At 69.2% G+C, this 17,699-nt stretch carries 20 protein-coding genes; 8 read left to right on the top strand and 12 right to left on the bottom strand.

Features of this window, described 5'->3' with window-relative positions:
* Positions 1-9: 9 nt before the first annotated feature.
* The gene (locus Q0568_RS06420; protein ID WP_298864037.1) at positions 10-207 is read right to left on the bottom strand and encodes a DUF6186 family protein; all 198 of its coding nucleotides are present in this window, start codon (positions 205-207) and stop codon (positions 10-12) included.
* A complete protein-coding gene (locus Q0568_RS06415; RefSeq protein ID WP_298864034.1) occupies positions 204-800 on the bottom strand; it encodes a hypothetical protein in 597 nt (198 codons plus the stop codon). Before Q0568_RS06415 ends, Q0568_RS06420 begins: the two co-directional genes overlap by 4 nt.
* A gap of 224 nt (positions 801-1,024) precedes the next feature.
* Here Q0568_RS06415 and Q0568_RS06410 point away from each other — a divergent pair, with 224 nt between their 5' ends.
* On the top strand, positions 1,025-2,155 hold the full coding sequence (locus tag Q0568_RS06410; RefSeq protein WP_298864031.1) for an aminotransferase class V-fold PLP-dependent enzyme: 1,131 nt from the start codon (positions 1,025-1,027) through the stop codon (positions 2,153-2,155).
* Between the two features lie 83 nt (positions 2,156-2,238).
* Positions 2,239-3,084 (top strand): universal stress protein, encoded by an 846-nt coding sequence (locus Q0568_RS06405; protein ID WP_298864028.1) that lies wholly within the window; start codon positions 2,239-2,241, stop codon positions 3,082-3,084.
* 7 nt (positions 3,085-3,091) lie between these two features.
* On the opposite strand, the gene Q0568_RS06400 is transcribed toward Q0568_RS06405, so the two are convergent.
* Entirely contained in the window at positions 3,092-4,213 is a 1,122-nt protein-coding gene (locus Q0568_RS06400) for a Xaa-Pro peptidase family protein (RefSeq protein ID WP_298864025.1), read from the bottom strand.
* A gap of 57 nt (positions 4,214-4,270) precedes the next feature.
* Positions 4,271-4,726, bottom strand: a complete 456-nt coding sequence (locus Q0568_RS06395; RefSeq protein WP_298864023.1) for a hypothetical protein — start codon at positions 4,724-4,726, stop codon at positions 4,271-4,273.
* Positions 4,727-4,817: 91 nt separating this feature from the next.
* On the opposite strand from Q0568_RS06395, the gene Q0568_RS06390 reads away from it, so the two are divergent.
* On the top strand, positions 4,818-5,240 hold the full coding sequence (locus tag Q0568_RS06390; protein ID WP_298864020.1) for an NUDIX domain-containing protein: 423 nt from the start codon (positions 4,818-4,820) through the stop codon (positions 5,238-5,240).
* Between the two features lie 25 nt (positions 5,241-5,265).
* Here Q0568_RS06390 and Q0568_RS06385 read toward each other — a convergent pair whose 3' ends face one another.
* Together Q0568_RS06385 and Q0568_RS06380 are read right to left on the bottom strand one after the other, a co-directional pair.
* Complete coding sequence (locus Q0568_RS06385) at positions 5,266-5,766, bottom strand: aminoacyl-tRNA deacylase (protein WP_298864017.1); 501 nt, start codon at positions 5,764-5,766, stop codon at positions 5,266-5,268.
* 2 nt (positions 5,767-5,768) lie between these two features.
* On the bottom strand, positions 5,769-6,266 hold the full coding sequence (locus Q0568_RS06380) for a DNA helicase (RefSeq protein ID WP_298864014.1): 498 nt from the start codon (positions 6,264-6,266) through the stop codon (positions 5,769-5,771).
* A 138-nt stretch (positions 6,267-6,404) separates the two neighbouring features.
* Here Q0568_RS06380 and Q0568_RS06375 point away from each other — a divergent pair, with 138 nt between their 5' ends.
* Positions 6,405-6,962 carry a peptidylprolyl isomerase gene (locus Q0568_RS06375; protein WP_298864011.1) on the top strand — a complete coding sequence of 186 codons (558 nt, stop codon included), beginning with the start codon at positions 6,405-6,407 and terminating at the stop codon, positions 6,960-6,962.
* 18 nt (positions 6,963-6,980) lie between these two features.
* On the top strand, positions 6,981-7,862 hold the full coding sequence (locus Q0568_RS06370) for a rhomboid family intramembrane serine protease (protein WP_298864008.1): 882 nt from the start codon (positions 6,981-6,983) through the stop codon (positions 7,860-7,862).
* Positions 7,863-8,194: 332 nt separating this feature from the next.
* Here Q0568_RS06370 and Q0568_RS06365 read toward each other — a convergent pair whose 3' ends face one another.
* Positions 8,195-8,434 (bottom strand): cell division protein CrgA, encoded by a 240-nt coding sequence (locus Q0568_RS06365; RefSeq protein ID WP_298864005.1) that lies wholly within the window; start codon positions 8,432-8,434, stop codon positions 8,195-8,197.
* Between the two features lie 37 nt (positions 8,435-8,471).
* On the opposite strand from Q0568_RS06365, the gene Q0568_RS06360 reads away from it, so the two are divergent.
* The 3 genes from Q0568_RS06360 to Q0568_RS06350 are packed head-to-tail and all read left to right on the top strand — an operon-like array spanning position 8,472 to position 10,041.
* Positions 8,472-9,263, top strand: coding sequence for a class E sortase (locus tag Q0568_RS06360; protein WP_298864002.1), 792 nt, complete (start codon positions 8,472-8,474; stop codon positions 9,261-9,263).
* Positions 9,264-9,277: 14 nt separating this feature from the next.
* Positions 9,278-9,433 carry a hypothetical protein gene (locus tag Q0568_RS06355; protein ID WP_298863999.1) on the top strand — a complete coding sequence of 52 codons (156 nt, stop codon included), beginning with the start codon at positions 9,278-9,280 and terminating at the stop codon, positions 9,431-9,433.
* Positions 9,430-10,041 (top strand): aminodeoxychorismate/anthranilate synthase component II, encoded by a 612-nt coding sequence (locus Q0568_RS06350; RefSeq protein WP_298863996.1) that lies wholly within the window; start codon positions 9,430-9,432, stop codon positions 10,039-10,041. The genes Q0568_RS06355 and Q0568_RS06350 overlap by 4 nt, the downstream gene beginning before the upstream one ends.
* On the opposite strand, the gene pknB is transcribed toward Q0568_RS06350, so the two are convergent.
* Genes pknB through Q0568_RS06325 form a run of 5 tightly spaced genes read right to left on the bottom strand, consistent with a single transcriptional unit; the run spans position 10,035 to position 17,699 of the window.
* Positions 10,035-11,735: a Stk1 family PASTA domain-containing Ser/Thr kinase gene (gene pknB / locus Q0568_RS06345; protein ID WP_298863993.1), complete on the bottom strand. Its 1,701-nt coding sequence runs from the start codon at positions 11,733-11,735 to the stop codon at positions 10,035-10,037. The two genes, Q0568_RS06350 and pknB, sit on opposite strands and share 7 nt — an antisense overlap.
* Before the next feature lie 60 nt (positions 11,736-11,795).
* Positions 11,796-13,562, bottom strand: coding sequence for a serine/threonine-protein kinase (locus tag Q0568_RS06340; RefSeq protein WP_298863989.1), 1,767 nt, complete (start codon positions 13,560-13,562; stop codon positions 11,796-11,798).
* Complete coding sequence (locus Q0568_RS06335; RefSeq protein ID WP_298863986.1) at positions 13,559-15,019, bottom strand: penicillin-binding protein 2; 1,461 nt, start codon at positions 15,017-15,019, stop codon at positions 13,559-13,561. Before Q0568_RS06335 ends, Q0568_RS06340 begins: the two co-directional genes overlap by 4 nt.
* The gene (locus Q0568_RS06330; RefSeq protein WP_298863983.1) at positions 15,016-16,398 is read right to left on the bottom strand and encodes an FtsW/RodA/SpoVE family cell cycle protein; all 1,383 of its coding nucleotides are present in this window, start codon (positions 16,396-16,398) and stop codon (positions 15,016-15,018) included. Before Q0568_RS06330 ends, Q0568_RS06335 begins: the two co-directional genes overlap by 4 nt.
* On the bottom strand, positions 16,395-17,699 hold the full coding sequence (locus Q0568_RS06325; RefSeq protein ID WP_298863980.1) for a protein phosphatase 2C domain-containing protein: 1,305 nt from the start codon (positions 17,697-17,699) through the stop codon (positions 16,395-16,397). Before Q0568_RS06325 ends, Q0568_RS06330 begins: the two co-directional genes overlap by 4 nt.

The raw sequence follows: 17,699 nt of genomic DNA, 5'->3' as shown, positions 1-17,699 counted from the left end.
AACGACCGCTCACAGGGTCTGCCCCGCGAGGAAGTGCCAGCCCAGCCACCACCACACCACGAGCACGGCGAGGCGCACGGAGCGGTCGGTCAGCAGCCGGTCGAACAGTGCGGTGACAGTGGCCTCAGGGTCGCTCAGGTGGATGCGCCAGGAAGCCAGCACCAGCGCCGCCGCGCACAGCAGGAAGAATGCGGTGCTGACGATCATCGCGTCCCCCTCCCCCGCAGCACCAGGAACACCCCGCACGCCAGCCAGGCCATGGCGAACACGGCCTTGCCCAGCGGCACATCCAGCAGCGGGTCGACCAGGTCGCTGAGCGCGAAACTCGGCTGCGTGGGTGCGAGGCGTCCGACGATGAACTGGGCCAGCTCCCACAGGCATCCGACCACCAGGATCACCGCCCACGCCACCGCCAGCCGGTGCAGTCCCGGCGTCCAGCGATGGACGGCGGATGCCGTGCCCGCCCATCCCGAGATCAGCGCGACCACCCCGGTCACCAGCACGGCCGCCACCATCCCGGGACTGTGCCTTGGCAGCAGTGCGACAGCCACGGCCAGCGCTGTGGCGGTGATGGCGATCACGCTCGTGTGCACGCCTCGGTCCGCGCGCTGCGGCAGCAGGATGCTGGCGATGACCAGCACGATGGCCACACCGAAGGCGACGGTGTCGAACACGTCCTCGCGCACGACCTGCACGATCCCGATCAGCACCAGGACGATCAACCAGCACACGACCGGCCAGCGCAGGGCGCGTCCGCGCTGCGAAGAGGCGTGCCCACCGGCATCCGATCCGGGCTTCATGAGTGCTCCTGACTGCATGGTAGATCGCCTGCAGGACCGAGAGCGGTTCGAGTTCTCGATCGACGAGACGGAAACCGCAGGTCGGCGAGCCCGGTACCCGACAGTTTCCGTCCGGGCGCCGGTGGGCTTGATCTCAGGCACTGACGCACCGCGATCCGCCTGCACGCGATTCCGCTTCGTGGAAGCGGCTTACCGAAAACCCACCGCGGTGCCACCATCGAGGCATGAGCCTTCCCCACGACGACATCGACCCCGACGGACTGCTGGAGTACTCGGTGGTCTTCACCGACCGCTCGCTCAACCACATGTCGGCACGGTTCGTCGGCATCATGCAGCAGACGCTCGCCATCCTGCGTGAGACCTACGGCGCCGACAGCGGGGCCATCGTCAACGGCGGCGGCAGCTACGCGATGGAGTCCGTCGCCCGGCACCTGGCCACCGGCAAGAAGGCGCTCGTCGTGCGCAATGGGCTCTTCTCGTATCGCTGGTCGCAGATCCTCGAGCAGGGCTCCATCGCATCCGCCACGACGGTATGCCAGGCTCGCCCCGACAGCGACGACCCGCAGGCCGCCTGGAGTCCCGCGCCCATCGAGGAGGTCACGGCCGCCATCCGCTCGGGCCGCCCCGACGTGGTGTTCGCCCCGCACGTGGAGACCGCCGCCGGCATCCTGCTCCCCGACGACTACGTGCGCGCCCTCGCAGACGCCGTGCACGAGGTGGGCGGCGTGCTGGTGCTGGACTGCATCGCCTCCGGCGCGATGTGGGTCGACATGGCCGCCCTCGACGTGGACGTGCTGCTGAGCGCCCCGCAGAAGGGCTGGTCGGGCACGCCGGCGGTCGGCTTCGTCATGCTCAGCCAGAAGGGACGGGATGCCGTGGCCGCCGGCACCCCGACCAGCTTCGCCCTCGACCTGAACCGCTGGCTGGCCATCTCCGACGGCTATCGCGACGGGAGGTCCGGCTACCACGCCACCATGCCCACCGACTCCATCGCGGCCAATCTCACGCAGATGATCGAGACCCGCGACCGCGGTCTGGACAGCCTGCGCCAGGCGCAGATCGACCTCGGCACCCGCGTGCGCGCACTGCTCGCCGACCGCGGGCTGCCGTCTGTCGCGGCATCCGCCTATGCTGCGCCCAGCGTGGTGGTCGCGCACACCACCGATGACGGCCTTCGCACGGGAGCGGCCTTCAAAGCCGCCGGCCTGCAGATCGCCGCCGGCGTGCCGCTGCACTGCGACGAACCCGAGGGGTTCTCCACGTTCCGGATGGGCCTGTTCGGCCTGGACAAGCTCGGCGACGTCGACGGCACCGTGGCGCGGCTGCAGGCCGCGCTCGACGCGATGGGGGTCTGAGCCGGATATCCACGGCCGACTTCCGAGCGGGAGCCCGACGGAGTCAATAGAGTGGAAGGCCCCCGCACAGATGGGAGCCGGAGATGTCGGAGAAGATCGTCGTCGGTGTGATCGACGCGCAGGAGAGCCGCCGAGTGATCGACTGGGCGGTGTCCCGCGCCCAGACACGCGGGCAGTCCATCGAGCTGCTCAGCGTCGTCGGCGGCGCTGTCGGCATGGTCGGCGAGGGCATCGTCATCCAGACGGCGCTGGAGACCACCGAGCGGATCCTCGCCGAGGCTGCCGGCAGCATCCGCGTGCCGAACCTCCCGGTCACCACCCGCGTCGCGATGGGCGACCCGGCAGGAGTTCTCGTCGAGGCGTCGAAGGATGCCGCCCTGCTGGTCATCGGCAGCGACTACCGCGGCCCTGGCGAGGGACCGGCGCGCGGATCGCATGGCATCCGCATCGCCGCCGCCGCGGAGTGCCCGGTGGTGGTCGTGCCGGACTTCGATCTGGGCGACGACCGTCACGGCGTGGTGGTGGGCGTGGACGGCTCCCCCGTCTCCGAGGCCGCGATCGCGTTCGCGGCGGCCGAGGCCGACCGCCTGGGCGAGCCGCTGACCGCCGTGATCGTATGGACGCCGATCACCGCTCCGCGTCATGCGCTGATGGTCGACCTCGAGGACTACCGCGAAGGCATGGAGCAGGCAGCTCATGAGGCCCTCGCGCTGTCCCTCGCAGGACTGCACAGCCGGTATCCGGGCATCGAGATCATCGAAGCGGTCGCGCAGGGATATCCCTCCCAGGTGATCAACGAGCTCGCGTCGGAGGCACGCCTGACCGTCGTCGGCAGTCGTGGACGCGGTGCGGTGCGCAGGTTCCTGCTCGGGTCGATCGGTCACGAGGTGCTGCAGCGCCTGGCATCCGTGACGGCCATCGTCCGCTGATCGCCGCTCAGCCCACCGAGCGCAGCTCGTGCGGGGCGACATTCAGCCTGCGGCATCCGTCGGCCGTCACCACGACGATGTCCTCGATGCGCGCGCCCCACTCCCCCGGGAAGTAGATGCCCGGCTCGATGCTGAACGCCATGCCCTCATGCAGCGGAAGGTCGTTGCCGGGCGCGATGTACGGCTCCTCGTGCACCGACACCCCGATGCCGTGGCCGGTGCGGTGCAGGAACGCGTCGCCGAGCCCGGCATCCGACAGCACGGTGCGTGCCGCGGCGTCGACCTCGGATGCCGTGACCCCGGGCCGCACGGCATCCACCGCCGCCTGCTGCGCACGCACCAGCACGGCGATGCGCTCGGCCTGCTCGTCGGTCGGAGAACCCACCGCGTACGTGCGCGTGCTGTCGGAGTTGTAGCCGCTGGGCACCGCACCGCCGATGTCGACCACCACCACGTCGCCGTCCTGGATCACGCGATCGGAGACCTCGTGGTGCGGGTCGGCGCCGTTCGGGCCCGAGCCGACGATCACGAACTCCACGGTCTCGTGGCCCTCCTCGACGATGGCCGCCGCGATGTCGGCCGCCACCTCGCGCTCGGTGCGCCCGGCGCGCAGCCACTCCGGCACCCGGCGGTGCACGGCGTCGATGGCCGCTCCCGCCCTGGCCAGTTCGGTCGCTTCGGCGGTATCCTTCACCATCCGCGCCTCGCGCAGCACCGGCGTCGCCAGCTCCAGGCGCACGCCTGTCCGTTCGCCGATCGGGATCACGTGCAGGGCCGGCAGCGCATCCGACACGGCCACCCTGGTCGCCGCCGACGGCAGCGCCTGCAGCACCAGGGCGTACGGATCCTCGCCGTCCACCCAGTCCGCGATGCGCACGCCCAGCTCTCCCGCGGCGATGTCGCGCACTTTCGCCAGCTCCATCCGCGGGACGACGATCACGGCATCCGCTCCGGGAACCAGCACCAGCGCCGTCAGCCGCTCGATGGTGTCGCCCTCCACTCCCAGCAGATAGCGCAGGTCGGGTCCGGGGCCGACGATCACGGCATCCAGCCCTGCGGCGGACGCCAGCTCACCCGCCCGCGCAAGACGGGCTGCGTACACGGATGCGGGGAAGGGAAGCGCACTCACGGGATCAACGCTACGCGCGAGACCCCATGCGTGCGACCCCGCGCGTGCGAGCGCGGATCAGGATGCTGCGAGACGGACCCGCTCGCCGAGGAACGCCAGCTGCTCGTCACCGAGCGCCGTCACCGCGTACGCGACAGGCCAGACAGCGCCGTCGTCGAGGTGCGCGGCCTGATCGAACTCGAACGTCGAGTAGCGCACCTTGAACTTGGAGCGCGGCTTGTAGAAGCACACGACCTTGCCGGCCTCGTTCGCATACGCCGGCATCCCGTAGTACGTGCGCGGCACCAGATGCGGCGCGACGTCGGCGACCAGCGCGTGCAGCGCCTCACCCAGTGCGCGATCGTCGTCGGGCATCTCGGCCAGCTTCGCCCGCACCTCGGCCTCGCCCTCGCGGCGGAGCTCCTCCGGATCCTTCTTCCCCTTCGATCGGGTCCTGCGCCGTTCGGTCGACGCGGCCTTCATCGCCGCGCGCTCCTCGTCCGAGAACACCACTGTCTTGTCGGTTGTCGCCATGTCGGCCTCCTTGTGTCACCTCCCACGCTACGAAGGCGGGGCGGCCGCCGCTTCTCGATTCCTGACCGGTGTGTAGCGCTACTGTGAGTGCATGGACCTGCGCGTCGCCGCCTACGCCGTCGTCACCGACGAGCACGACCGCATCCTGCTGGCCCGCTGGACCGAGGGCAGACGCGTGGCCTGGACCATGCCGGGCGGCGGCCTCGAGGAGGGCGAGTCCCCCGAGCTGGCCGTGCGGCGAGAGCTGCGCGAGGAGACCGGGTTCCACATCGAGACGACAGCACTGCTGGGCATCCACTCCCGCGTCATCCCCGGCTCACGGCGCGTGCACAAGGCCGAGTCGCCGCTGCACACGCTGCGCATCGTCTACCGAGCCGACATCACCGGCGGCAGGTTGCGCTTCGAGACCAACGGCTCCACCGACATGGCGGCATGGTTCACCCTGCCCGAGGTCGCGAAGCTGCAGCGCGTGAAGCTCGTCGACATCGCCCTGCGAATGGCGGGCATCCTCTGATCTCGGGCCGCGCCGCCCGCCGGGCTCAGACGCGCGGCTGCTCGGGAGAGGTGATGTCGGCGACCGTGGCGCCGTAGGCGCGGATCAGATCGTCGGCGTCGACGAACAGGCTGTAACCGTGCGCGCCCGCACCCATGGCCACGCGCCGGCCGACGATGGTCTCGTCGGCGTACACCGGCCAGTCGGTGGTGCTGCCGATGGGAACGATCGTGCCGCGCTCGTAGCCGGTCGCGGCCAGTGCGAGCTCGGGCTCGGGCAGGCGCAGCTTGTTGACGCCCACGATCGCGCGCAGCTTGGGCCACGAGATCGACCTGCCGCCGGGCACCAGCGCGAACAGGTAGGTGTCATCGGACCTCTTGACCACCAGGGTCTTCACGATGTCGGACGGCTGCAGGCCCAGCAGAGCAGCGGCCTCCTGCAGGCTGTTCGCGGCCGGACGCTCACGGATCTCGATGTCGAGGTCTCGAGCGGATGCCGCCGAGCGCACCCGCTCGAGACCGGCGTCGCGGTCAGGAACCGCGGACATGCTCAGGTGTTGGGGGTGGACAGCGGGTCGTCCGCGACCCACAGCTCGTCATCCGCGCGCAGCGCCTGCCAGGCGGCGACGACCACGCCGATCGCCGCGGCAGCACCCAGCACGAGCGCGATGACGGATCCCAGGCCGGGACCCTTCTTCTGCGCGACTGCGGGGGCAGGAACGCCCAGCACGCTGCGGCGCTTGGCGTTGGCGACATCCCAGGCCGACAGGGCGCTGCCCACGACGCCGCCCACCATCGGGACGACGCGCTGGTCGACGACCTTCCTCCCCATCTTCAGACCGCGGTCGACCGTCGGAGCCACACGGCGGCTGTAGGTGTCCTGGACGACGGGCACGACCTGCTCGCGGTTGAAGTTGCCGAGCTGGCGACCGGCCTCGCGTGCGATGTCGGCTGCGTGGCCGACCAGCACCTGCTGAGCCTCCCACAACTGACCCGCATCGTCCTGAAGCTTGCGCAGCTCCTTCTTGCGCTTGCGGCTGAGATTCACGTTGCTCTCCCGTCGGTCGGAGTCCGTAGGTTCCTACATCTTGTCAGACGAGGCTGTATGCGGGCAGGGATCTGGCGCACACCCTCCTGATCTGCGACTATACGCGCGCACACAGACGCGCTCTGCGAGAATGTGACCATGCCTCACGCTTCTCACGTCGCAACCCTGCACACCAACCACGGCGACATCGTCGTCAACCTGTTCGGCGACCACGCTCCGAACACCGTCGCCAATTTCGTCGGCCTGGCCGACGGCAGCAAGTCCTGGACGCACCCCGCCACCGGCAAGCCCGGCGAGGGCCCGCTGTACAAGGACGTCATCTTCCACCGCATCATCCCGAACTTCATGATCCAGGGCGGCGACCCGCTCGGACAGGGCGTCGGCGGCCCCGGCTACAACTTCGACGACGAGATCAACATGGAGCTGAACTTCAACGAGCCCTACATCCTCGCCATGGCGAACGCCGGCCTGCGCCGCAACGCCATCACCGGCAAGGCCGAGGGCACCAACGGCTCGCAGTTCTTCATCACCACCGACCCGACGCCGTGGCTGCAGGGCAAGCACACCATCTTCGGCGCCGTCGCCGACGACGCCTCCAAGAAGGTCGTCGACGCCATCTCCGCCGTCCGCACCGGCGCCCAGGACCGTCCGCTCGAGGACGTCGTGCTGCAGTCGATCGACATCGTCGCGGCCTGAGAGCGCGAGCCGATCCGGATGACGACCCCAGAGTTCACGAGCAATCGAGACAACTTCTGCTACCGGCATCCGGATCGGCAGAGCTTCGTGCTCTGCCAGCGCTGCATGCGCACGATCTGCCCCGAGTGCCAGACGCAGGGCCCCGTCGGGGTGATCTGCCCCGAGTGCATGAAGGAGCAGCGCAAGGCGGAGTCCCCCGCGCAGCGCAGGGCGCGTCGCGCCTGGGGCCGCGGACCCGTCGCGATGGCGGGCCGCAGCGGCAGGCCCATGGTCACCTACGTGCTGCTGGCCATCACCACGGCCATCGGACTGCTGCAGCTGATCCCGGGACTCGGCAACGCGATCACCCAGGCACTGCTGTTCAACGCGGTCTACCTCTACCCCGACCTGTCGGGCTTCCCTTTCGAACCGTGGCGGCTGCTCACCACCGTCTTCGTGCACGGCGGTCTGCTGCACCTCGGGCTGAACATGCTCGCGCTGTGGATGCTGGGCCAGATCCTCGAGCCGATGCTGGGCCGCGGCCGATTCCTGGCGATGTACCTCATCAGCGGCCTGGGCGGCTCCGTGGCCGTCGCCCTGCTGGCACCCGGCACCTCCACGGTGGGCGCGTCCGGAGCACTTTTCGGCATGATGGCCGCGCTGCTCATCATCGGCCGGCACATCGGGGCGAACGTCACCGGCATCCTGGTGGTGCTGGGCATCAACTTCGCCTACGGGTTCATCGTCACCGGCATCGCCTGGCAGGCCCACCTCGGCGGCCTCATCGTCGGGGCTCTCGTCGCCCTGATCTACGTCCGCACGAAGCGCCGGGATCAGCGCACCTGGCAGATCGTGCTTCTCTCGGTGCTGACGATCCTGGTGCTCGGACTGGCCGTCGCCGGGCAGTGGATCCTCGCTTAAGGCTGATCAACGGTTGTTAACAGGGTTATCCCCCCGTGTGAATAACACGGGTGTAATTCTCCCCACCTGTGGATAAGGGCTGTGGATAACTCTGGGGAAACGTCATGGTTCTGGGGTTCGGATGCCTGAAGGGGGCGGGCTTCGGGATGTTCCCTTCATTCGCAGAACGGGTGACCCCTCCCGCTTCGCGGGTCCCTCCCCGATGCTCATTCCGGGAACATCCCGAAGCCCTCGACTGCGTGCGGGGGTGACCCCACTTGTTATCAGGGCGGGGGGTATGGGAAAAGGCCCCTCGCTTCGCGAGGGGCCTTTTCGGAGTCTTGGGGTGCCGGTCAGCGCCAGCGGGTGGTCATGAGGAAGCCGGCGAGGGCGATGCCGAGGCCGATGCCGAGGTTCCAGCCGCTGAGGCCGGGGATCGGGTACACCGAGCGGGAGATGTAGTACACGAGGATCCAGGCCAGGCCCAGCAGCATGAGGGTCACCATGAGGGGCTTGAACCAGACGGCGTTGGGCGCATCGCCCGCCGTCTCCGGACGGTCGACGGGCTCTTCGGGTACGCGAGATCGTGCCATGGGGATCAGTCTAGCCGGGACGAATAGACTTCCACTCATGCAGGCCGCCGATCGGAGTCCGCGCGCTCGCCGCGCGCGTCCGCGATCGAAGGCGACCATCACGAGCGTCATCGGCGAGCTGCTGCTCACGGCCGGAGTCATCGTGCTGCTGTTCGTGTCGTGGCAGCTGTGGATCGGCGACATCATCATCGGCGCGCAGAACAACGACAAGGGCGTCGCGCTGTCGCAGAAGTGGGCGCAGCAGAAGCCCGCACCGCTCCCCTCTGCGACCCCCACGACGGACCCCGTCGACGGCACCGTCTGGTACGACCCGCCCGTCCTGCCGCATCCGGCGAACGCGCAGATCTTCGCCAACATGCACATCCCCCGCTTCGGCGCCGACTACAACGTCAACATCGCCGGCGGCACCACCCGCTCCGGCACCCTGGACCACATCGGCATCGGCCTGTACACGCAGTCGAAGATGCCGGGCGAGGTCGGCAACTTCTCGCTGGCCGGCCACCGCACCACCTGGGGCCGTCCGTTCAACAAGCTCGACAAGCTGCGCGTGGGCGACGCCATCGTCGTGGAGACCGCCGAGGGATGGTACACGTACCGGTTCCGCACCCTCGAGTACGTCAAGCCCACCCGCGTGGACGTGCTCGACGACGTGCCGCAGATGCCGGCGCAGCAGACGGGCGAGCGCTACATCACCCTCACCGCGTGCTCGCCCCTGCACTCGCTGGCCGAGCGCATCGTCGCGTACGGGGTGTTCGAGGGCTTCCAGCCGCGCGCGGCCGGCCCGCCGGCATCCCTCGCCCCCGTCGAAGTCGCCCCGCCGTCGCTGTAGGAAGGAGAACGCCGATGTATGCAGCCCTGTGGCGCCTGCTGCCAGGACCGTGGTGGGTGCGCGTGATCATCCTGCTGATCGTGGTGGCAGCGATCCTGTACGCGCTGTTCTTCTACGTCTTCCCGTGGGTGAGCCCGTTCATCACGCCCGGCGAAGTCGACGTGCAATGACCGTGCGCGTGCTGGTGGTCGACAACCACGACAGCTTCGTGCACACCCTGATCGGCTACCTGAGCGAGCTGGGTGCAGACGTTGAGATGGTCGAAGCGGATGCCCTGGATGCCGGAGACCTGTCGGCCCGGCTCCGCGGGCACGACGCCGTCATGATCTCCCCTGGCCCCGGCACGCCTGCCGAGGCCGGCGCCTCGCTCGCGGTCGTGCGCGCCGCGGCGGAGAGGCGGATGCCGCTGCTGGGCGTGTGCCTGGGCCATCAGGCCATCGCCGAGGCCTTCGGCGGCACGGTGAGTCGGGCTCCCGAGCTCATGCACGGCATGGTCTCACAGGTCACCCATGACGGCTCGGCGCTCTTCGCCGGCATCCGCTCCCCCTTCGCCGCCGGACGCTACCACTCACTGGCCGTCGACGAGGCGACCCTGCCCGCCGCCCTGCGGGTGACGGCGTGGGCCGAGCGCGGCACGATCATGGCCCTCGAGCACGAGAGCCTGCCCATCGTCGGCGTGCAGTTCCACCCCGAGAGCGTCCTCACCGAGCACGGGCACCGGCTGCTGGACAACTGGCTGGCGAGCGCCGCGCAGGCGGGATCAGCGACGAGTCACTGAGCGGCAGAGCAGTAGCTCAGGCCCACGGTCGACAGGATGGGCACCTCGCCGGGTGCGACCGACATCGACAGCACCGTGTTCGGCGCCTGCCCTTCGGCGCACGGACCCAGGTCGTCCTTCGTGACCGTCAGCGAGAGCGCCTCGAGCTCCTTGGTCGCGGCATCGACGGTGAAGCCCGTCATGTCCTTGACCGTCACCTGGCCGTTGGCCACCACCAGGTTCACCGTGGTGCCCGGCGTGACCTGCGTTCCGGCCTTCTGACTGGACTGGAGGACGGTGCCGGCCTTGGCCGTCGGATTGTTGGTCTGCTCGACGGTGCCGAGCGTGAGCTTGGCGTCAGCCAGGATCTTCTCCGCGGCATCCTGCGAGAGGCCCTCGATCACGGGCATCTCGATGGTCTCGGCGCCGGTGGACACGTACAGCACGATCGATTCGCCCTTGGAGACCTTGGCACCCGTCGTCGGCTGCGAGCGGATGACCTGGCCCTCGGCGACGTCCGCGCTGGACTCGTCGCGCACGTCGGTCTTCAGACCCTTGTCCTTCAGGTCGGCCTGGGCTTGATCGACCGGCATCCCCACCAGGTTCGGCACGGTGATGCTCGTGGTCGGCACCTCGGCGGGCTGGATCGACAGCCGCACGACCCAGAACAGCACCGACACCAGCAGCACCGCCAGCAGCGCGACCCCCGCCCAGATCCACGCCACCGGAGGCCCGGACTGGGTGCGGGTCATGGTCGTGTCGGTGCTCAGCTGACGCAGCGACCGCGCGGTCTCCTGCGCCTGCCGCGGGCTCGGCCCGTACAGCTCGCTGGTGAGCGCACCGATCTGCTTCTTCGTCAGCGCCTCGCCCGTCGTGGCGGCATCCAGCGAGGCGCGGAACGCACCGGCATCCGGAAAGCGCTGGTACGGGTCCTTGGCCAGTGCGCGCAGCACCACGGCATCCAGTGCCCGCGGCAGCTCTTCGTCGACCTCGGACGGCGGAACGGGGGTCTCGCTGACGTGCTGGTAGGCGACGGCCACCGGGGAATCGCCGCGGAACGGCTGGCGTCCCGTGAGCATCTCGTACAGCACCACGCCGGTCGAGTACAGGTCGGTGCGCGAGTCGACCGACTCGCCCTTCGCCTGCTCGGGCGAGAAGTACGCGGCGGTGCCGATGATCTGCGTGGTCTCGGCGACCGTCGATGACGAGTCCGAGACCGCACGGGCGATGCCGAAGTCCATCACCTTCACCGCGCCGGACTCGGTGATCATCACGTTGCCGGGCTTGATGTCGCGGTGTACGACCCCGGCGCGGTGCGAGTAGTCGAGTGCCTCGAGGATGCCGTCGGCGTACCGCACCGCGTCGGCGACCGAGACCGGACCCTTCGCGATGATGTCCTTCAGCAGCGTGCCGTGCACGAGCTCCATGACGATGTAGGGCTCGTCGCCGGCGTGCGCACCGGAGGCGGAGCCGGGATCCCCGGCGTCGAACACCCGAACGATCGACGGGTGCGACATGCGCGACGCCGCCTGGGCCTCCATCCGGAACCGTGTGCGGAACGTCGTGTCGCGCGCCAGCTCGGGGTCGAGGATCTTGATGGCGACCTCGCGGCCGAGCGTCAGGTCGTAGCCGCGGTGCACCTGCGCCATGCCGCCTTTGCCGATCACCTCATCGACGCGGTAACGGTCGGCGAGAATGCGCGGTTCTGTCGACACGTCCCGTCTCCCCCTTGGTGCTCCTGAAACTCTCCAGCCAGATTACCCGGCCGTCCCTGACTATTGAGCGGGAGGCGGGTTGACACCCTCGACCGGGGCGGTGACCGCCGGCTGGATGCTGGTGGACGTGCCGGAGTTGGACATGTCGGATGCCCGGTCGCCGCAGTACGCGAGGTAGGTGGCCGTGACGGTCTTGCCGGCCGTGCCCGCGTCGACGACGATCACGGCGGAGCCGGTACCCGGGGTGAAGCTCATGGTGGTCTTGGTCGGATCCGCCTTGAACTTGGCGTTGGTGAGCGTGACCTCGTACGAGGTGAGCGGGCCGGCGCCGGACGGGCAGACGTAGCTGTTCCAGTTGACGGTCGCCTCCTTGCCCTCGGTCACGGTGCCCGGGATGCTCGGCGCCGTCTGGGGCTTGGGGATGGCCACCTGATCGGTGTAGTAGAACATCCGGATGGTGGCTCCCACGTCCTGGTTGCCGCCGTCGTCGATCTGGTAGATCCTGCCGGCCTGGTCCTGGGACTCGGCCGGGTTGCCGGGCTGGCAGTCCGCGATCAGGCCGTTGTCGTCCAGCGTCTTGGTCGCCGCGTCGCAGGTCATGCCCTTGAGATTCAGCGAGTCCACGTTCACGGTGGCCGGGGTGGTCGGCGTGGGCGAGTCCTCCGGCGTCGGCTCGGTCGACGGAGTGGTGATCGAGCTCGTCGTCTTCACCGGGGCCTTGTTGTCGTCCTGGTTGGACAGCAGGCCGATCAGCGTGCCGCCCAGCGCCAGCACCAGCAGCGCGATCAGCGCGATCAGCGGCCACGTCCACGGGCTGCGCTTCTTCTTCTTCTTCTTCTTGGTCTCGCCAGCCAGCTCTGCCGCCTGCTCGGTCGGCAGCTGCGCCGTGGTGGGCATGATCGTGGTGGCGGCGCCGTCGCCCATCCCGGTGAGGATGCGCGTCGCGTCGTCCGCGCTCGCCACTCCTGCTCCGGCGATGGCCGGAACCGCGATGGCGGCGGAGTTGAGGTCGCCGCGGCGCAGTGCCTGTGCGGCGCGCGCGACGGTCGCCGCCGACGAGGGCCGGTCGGCGGGCTTCTTCGCGATCATCGACATCACGAGGTTCTGCACGGGAACCGGGACCGCCGCCGGCAGCGGTGGGGGCTGCTCATTGATCTGCGCCATCGCGATGGCCACCTGCGACTCGCCCGTGAACGGGCGCTTGCCCGCCAGGCACTCGTAGGCGACGATGCCCAGGGAGTACACGTCGGTGGCGGGGGATGCCGAATGGCCGGAGGCCTGCTCGGGCGAGAGGTACTGCACGGTGCCCATCACCTGACCGGTGGCGGTCAGCGGCACCTGGTCGGCGATGCGGGCGATGCCGAAGTCGGTGATCTTCACGCGGCCGTCGGGCGTGATCAGCAGGTTGCCCGGCTTGATGTCGCGGTGCACCAGGCCGGCCGCGTGGGCGGCCTGCAGGGCGGATGCCGTCTGCGCGACGTAATCGAGGGTCTTGTCGGGGCTCAGCGCGCCGTCGCGCTCGAGGATCGTGGACAGCGCCTCGCCGGGCACCAGCTCCATGACCAGGAAAGCCGAGCCGTTCTCCTCGCCGTAGTCGAACACGCTGGCGATGCCCTCGTGGTTGACCAGGGCAGCATGGCGGGCCTCGGCGCGGAAGCGCTCCAGGAAGCCCGGATCGCCCATGTACTCGTCCTTGAGGATCTTGATGGCGACCGTGCGTCCGATGACGTGATCGGTCGCCTCCCACACCTCGCCCATGCCGCCGATCGCGATCCGCGACTGCAGCTCGTAGCGACCACCGAACGACACACCCTGCGTCGGCCTCATCTGCCCAGCACCGCCTCTATGACTTTCTTCGCAATCGGGGCGGCGATTCCATCGCCGGAACCCGACTGTCCCTTACCACCGCCGTCTTCGACGACGACTGCCACCGCAACCTTCGGATTCTCCGCCGGCGCGAAACCTGTGAACCACAGCGTGTACGGGTTCCCGCCGTTCTGGGCGGTTCCCGTCTTTCCGGCGACATCGACGCCGTCTATTCTTGCACCCGTCGCCGCTCCGGAAGCGACCCCCTGCACCATCACGGAGGTCAGCGACTTGGCCTGCTCGGCGCTCATCACCTGGTCGAGAGCCTCGTCGCTGTACTTCTTGTAGGGCGCGAAGTCGTCGGCGATGATGGCGTCCACCATCCGCGGCTTCATCACCGCTCCCCCGTTGGCGATGCCGGCGGCCACCATGGCCATCTGCAGCGGCGTCGCTCTCACATCGCCCTGGCCGAATCCCGTCAGCGCGGTCTCCGGGGCGTTGAGCCTGTCCGGGTACTTGGACGGGGTGACGGCGAGCGGGATGTCGAGCTCGGAGTTGAACCCATACTTCTCAGCCGTGGCGCGGATGGCGTCATCTCCCAGCTCGGCGGCCAGCTCGGCCATCGGGATGTTGCAGCTGAGCCGGATCGCATCGGCGATCGTGGTGGTCTCGCCGGGTCCGCAGGTGCCGCTCCAGGCGTTGGAGATCTGCTGCGAGGTGCCCGGCAGCGTGTAGCGCGCGGGGTTCGGCAGGGTGGACTCCATCGTGTAGTCGCCGGACGCGAGTGCGGCCGTCGCGACCACGAGCTTGAACGTGGAGCCGGGAGGGTTCAGGTTGCCCGCGATGGCCCTGTTGTACAGCGGCTTCAGCGGGTCGGCGACCAGCCGATCGTGCTCGGCGTCGACCGCGGAGGTGTCATGCGCGGCCAGCTTGTTGGTGTCGAAGCCCGGGGTGGAGACCATCGCCAGCACGCGGCCGGTGGACGGCTCCAGGGCCACCACTGCGCCCTTGTAGCCCTTCTCGTTCAGCGCGTCCCACGCGGCCTTCTGCGCCGTCGCGCTCATGGTCAGCTGCGCGCTGAGTCCCTGCTGGGGCTGACCGGACAGGATGCGCTCCACCTCGGCGACCAGCGAGTTCGAACTCGAGCCGGAGAGCTCCGGATTCAGCGCCTGCTCGATGCCGGTCGAGGACTGCAGCGCCGGGTTGTAGTAGCCGGTCACGGGCGCCCACATCGCGGCATCCGTGTACACCCGCTGGTACTGGTAGCGATCCGCAACCGGCACAGACGTCGCGATGGCGTTGCCGCCGACCAGCAGTGACCCGCGCTGGATCTGGTAGCTGTCCAGCCGCGTGCGGGTGTTGGCCGGGTTCTGCGCGAGATTGTCGGCATCCACCACCTGGATCCAGCTGGTGGCGACGAACAGCGCGATGAACATCGCGAGGATCACGAAGCTGAGGCGCCGCAGCTCTCTGGTCATCCGATCACCACCCGGGGCTGGCGGCGCACGCCGTCGCTGATGCGCAGCAGCAGCGCGACGATGAGCCAGTTGGCGACCAGCGACGATCCGCCGGCCGCCAGGAACGGCGTGGTCAGACCCGTCAGCGGGATGACGCGGGTGACGCCGCCGACCATGATGAACACCTGCAGGGCGAGCGTGAACGAGAGCCCGGTGGCCAGCAGCTTGCCGAAGTCGTCCTGTCCCGCCAGCCCGATGCGCAGGCCGCGGCTGACGAACACCATGTACAGGCAGAGGATCGCGAACAGTCCGACGATGCCGAGCTCCTCGCCGAGGCTCGGGATGATGTAGTCGCTGTTGGCCAGCGGGGTGATCTGCGGGCGCCCCTGGCCCCAGCCGGTGCCGATCAGGCCGCCGCGGGCCAGGCCGAAGATGCCCTCGACGAGCTGGTAGCTGCCACCCTGCTTGCCGATGATGTCGGGGTTGAACGCGTCCAGCCAGTTGACGAAGCGGCGCTGCACGTAGGCCAGCACCCGGGTGGCCAGGAAGGCGCCGAGGGCGACGCCGGCCAGGCCGATCAGCACCCAGCTGGTCTTGCCCGTGGCGACGTACAGCATGGCGATGAACATCCCGAAGAGCAGCACGCCGGTGCCGAGGTCGCGCTGGGTGACGATGATCAGCAGCGACAGGATCCACACCACCAGCACGGGGCCCAGCTCGCGCATGCGCGGCCACGTCATCCCGAGGAACCGGGTGCCCACCGAGCTGAGGCTCTCGCGGGTGCGCACGAGGTACCCGGCGAAGAAGACGGCCAGGCAGATCTTGGCCAGCTCGCCCGGCTGGAACGAGATGAAGCCGCCCAGCGACACCCACACGTCGGCGTTGGAGCCGCGGGCCTTGAGCCCGGGGATGAACGGCAGGATCAGCAGCACGATCCCGGCCAGGCCGAAGATGTACGTGTACCGGTACAGCACGCGGTAGTTGCGCAGCGCGATCACCAGCGCGATGACGCCGGCCAGCGAGATGGCGGTCCAGGCGAGCTGCTTGTTCGAGAACGCCGGCCAGCCGGAGAGCTGCTTGGCGATGTCGATGCGGTAGATCATCGCGGTGCCCAGGCCCGTCAGCAGGGTCGCGATGGGCAGCACGAACGGATCGGCGTCGGATGCCACGGCGCGCAGCACCACGTGCACGGTGAACGCCAGCACGGCGAGGCCCCCGCCGATCGCGAGGATCATCGAATCGATGGTGTGCAGGGCGCCCAGCTGCACGAGCGTGAGCGCGGAGCCCGCCAGCAGCAGGGCGAACAGCAGCAGCCAGAACTCCCGGTTGCGCTGCTTCTGCGGCATCCGGATCCTCTTCAGCGCCTTCAGGACGCTGGTGTCGGCGGCGACGTCGGTCATGGCGTCGGCACCTCCGTCGGAGTGGGCTCCGGTGCATCCGGCGTGGGCGATGGGATCGGGACGGGCACCGGCGGCAGCGCGCTCACGCGCAGGCGCTCGGTGATGGCGATCGCGTCGGCGTACGAACGCGCGTTGATGGTGCGCTCCACCGAGGCGCGCTGGTAGTTGGGCAGGTCGGCCAGCAGGATGAACGTGTCCTTGACCTCGGTGGACAGCTTGATGGGACCGAGGTCCTGCTGCACGCCGCGGTAGATCACCACGCTGTCGTCGTCGGCGCCGACGAAGTAGCGCGTCTGCGTCCAGTTGTAGGCGAGGATGCCGCAGCCGACCAGCGCGAGCAGGACGACCACCAGGGCCGCGAGCCACGCGATGCGCCGACGGCCGCGACGACGCCTGTCCTCCTCGATGATCTCCTCGAAGTAGTCCGAGTCGGGCTCGAAGTGGCTGGGCTCGTTGGCCGCCTGCAGCACGGGGTGCAGCCAGCCGGTGAGGGAGGCGCGCGCGGCGGGCACCGGGATGCTGGTCGGGTCGGATGCCGCGCCGACCACGGTCGGGGTGCCGGAGGAGAGCGGATGCGCGCCGCCGACGTCCACGAGCACGACCGTGACGTTGTCGGGGGCGCCGCCGTCGAGGGCTTGCTTGAGCAGGATGTCGGCCGTGCGGCCCGGGGCGAGGCCGTGGCTCATGGCCTTCGCGATGTGCACATCGTCGACCACGCCGGAGAGGCCGTCGGAGCAGAGCAGCCACCGGTCGCCTGGGCGCGTGGGCATGACGAAAAGGTCCAGGTCCGGGGCGATGTCCATGTCGCTGAGCACGCGCATGAGCACCGAGCGGCGCGGGTGGTACCTGGCCTCTTCGAGCGTGATGCGGCCCGAGTCGACCAGCCGCTGCACGAAGGTGTGGTCGGTGGTGATCTGGGTGAGCGCGTCGTCGCGGTACAGGTAGATGCGCGAGTCGCCGATGTGGCCGATGACGGCGTGGTCGTCGACCATGATGATGGCGCTGAGCGTGGTGCCCAGGCCTGCCAGCTCGGGGCGCTCCTTCGAGGCGCGCACCAGGTCGGCCGCTGCGGTGGTGGCGGCAGCCTGCAGGGTGGCCTGGGCGTCGTCGGTGGAGTCGTAGTGCTGGTCGAGGCCCTTCATGCGGCCGATCGCGATGCTCGATGCCACGTCTCCGCCCGCGTGACCGCCCATGCCGTCGGCGACGACGAACAGGTTGGCCCCGGAATACCCGGAGTCCTGGTTGTTGGAGCGGACCTTCCCGGTGTGGGAGATCGCGACGCTGGAGCCCTCGAAGACCAT

This window comes from uncultured Microbacterium sp. (assembly GCF_937927635.1).
In the GTDB taxonomy this organism is placed as follows: domain Bacteria; phylum Actinomycetota; class Actinomycetes; order Actinomycetales; family Microbacteriaceae; genus Microbacterium.
The sequence above is the reverse complement of the archived record's forward strand: the minus strand, read 5'-3'. Positions and strand labels throughout refer to the sequence as shown.

What these genes read in the sequence shown, in the direction of transcription:
- Q0568_RS06365 (WP_298864005.1), bottom strand. Translation starts at nt 8,434, where the DNA reads ATGGCACGATCTCGCGTACCCGAAGAGCCCGTCGACCGTCCGGAGACG.
- Q0568_RS06390 (WP_298864020.1), top strand. Translation starts at nt 4,818, where the DNA reads ATGGACCTGCGCGTCGCCGCCTACGCCGTCGTCACCGACGAGCACGAC.
- Q0568_RS06420 (WP_298864037.1), bottom strand. Translation starts at nt 207, where the DNA reads ATGATCGTCAGCACCGCATTCTTCCTGCTGTGCGCGGCGGCGCTGGTG.
- Q0568_RS06415 (WP_298864034.1), bottom strand. Translation starts at nt 800, where the DNA reads ATGAAGCCCGGATCGGATGCCGGTGGGCACGCCTCTTCGCAGCGCGGA.
- Q0568_RS06395 (WP_298864023.1), bottom strand. Translation starts at nt 4,726, where the DNA reads ATGGCGACAACCGACAAGACAGTGGTGTTCTCGGACGAGGAGCGCGCG.
- Q0568_RS06370 (WP_298864008.1), top strand. Translation starts at nt 6,981, where the DNA reads ATGACGACCCCAGAGTTCACGAGCAATCGAGACAACTTCTGCTACCGG.
- Q0568_RS06360 (WP_298864002.1), top strand. Translation starts at nt 8,472, where the DNA reads ATGCAGGCCGCCGATCGGAGTCCGCGCGCTCGCCGCGCGCGTCCGCGA.
- Q0568_RS06375 (WP_298864011.1), top strand. Translation starts at nt 6,405, where the DNA reads ATGCCTCACGCTTCTCACGTCGCAACCCTGCACACCAACCACGGCGAC.
- Q0568_RS06410 (WP_298864031.1), top strand. Translation starts at nt 1,025, where the DNA reads ATGAGCCTTCCCCACGACGACATCGACCCCGACGGACTGCTGGAGTAC.
- Q0568_RS06355 (WP_298863999.1), top strand. Translation starts at nt 9,278, where the DNA reads ATGTATGCAGCCCTGTGGCGCCTGCTGCCAGGACCGTGGTGGGTGCGC.
- Q0568_RS06340 (WP_298863989.1), bottom strand. Translation starts at nt 13,562, where the DNA reads ATGAGGCCGACGCAGGGTGTGTCGTTCGGTGGTCGCTACGAGCTGCAG.
- Q0568_RS06325 (WP_298863980.1), bottom strand. Translation starts at nt 17,699, where the DNA reads ATGGTCTTCGAGGGCTCCAGCGTCGCGATCTCCCACACCGGGAAGGTC.
- Q0568_RS06350 (WP_298863996.1), top strand. Translation starts at nt 9,430, where the DNA reads ATGACCGTGCGCGTGCTGGTGGTCGACAACCACGACAGCTTCGTGCAC.
- Q0568_RS06335 (WP_298863986.1), bottom strand. Translation starts at nt 15,019, where the DNA reads ATGACCAGAGAGCTGCGGCGCCTCAGCTTCGTGATCCTCGCGATGTTC.
- Q0568_RS06405 (WP_298864028.1), top strand. Translation starts at nt 2,239, where the DNA reads ATGTCGGAGAAGATCGTCGTCGGTGTGATCGACGCGCAGGAGAGCCGC.
- Q0568_RS06385 (WP_298864017.1), bottom strand. Translation starts at nt 5,766, where the DNA reads ATGTCCGCGGTTCCTGACCGCGACGCCGGTCTCGAGCGGGTGCGCTCG.
- Q0568_RS06330 (WP_298863983.1), bottom strand. Translation starts at nt 16,398, where the DNA reads ATGACCGACGTCGCCGCCGACACCAGCGTCCTGAAGGCGCTGAAGAGG.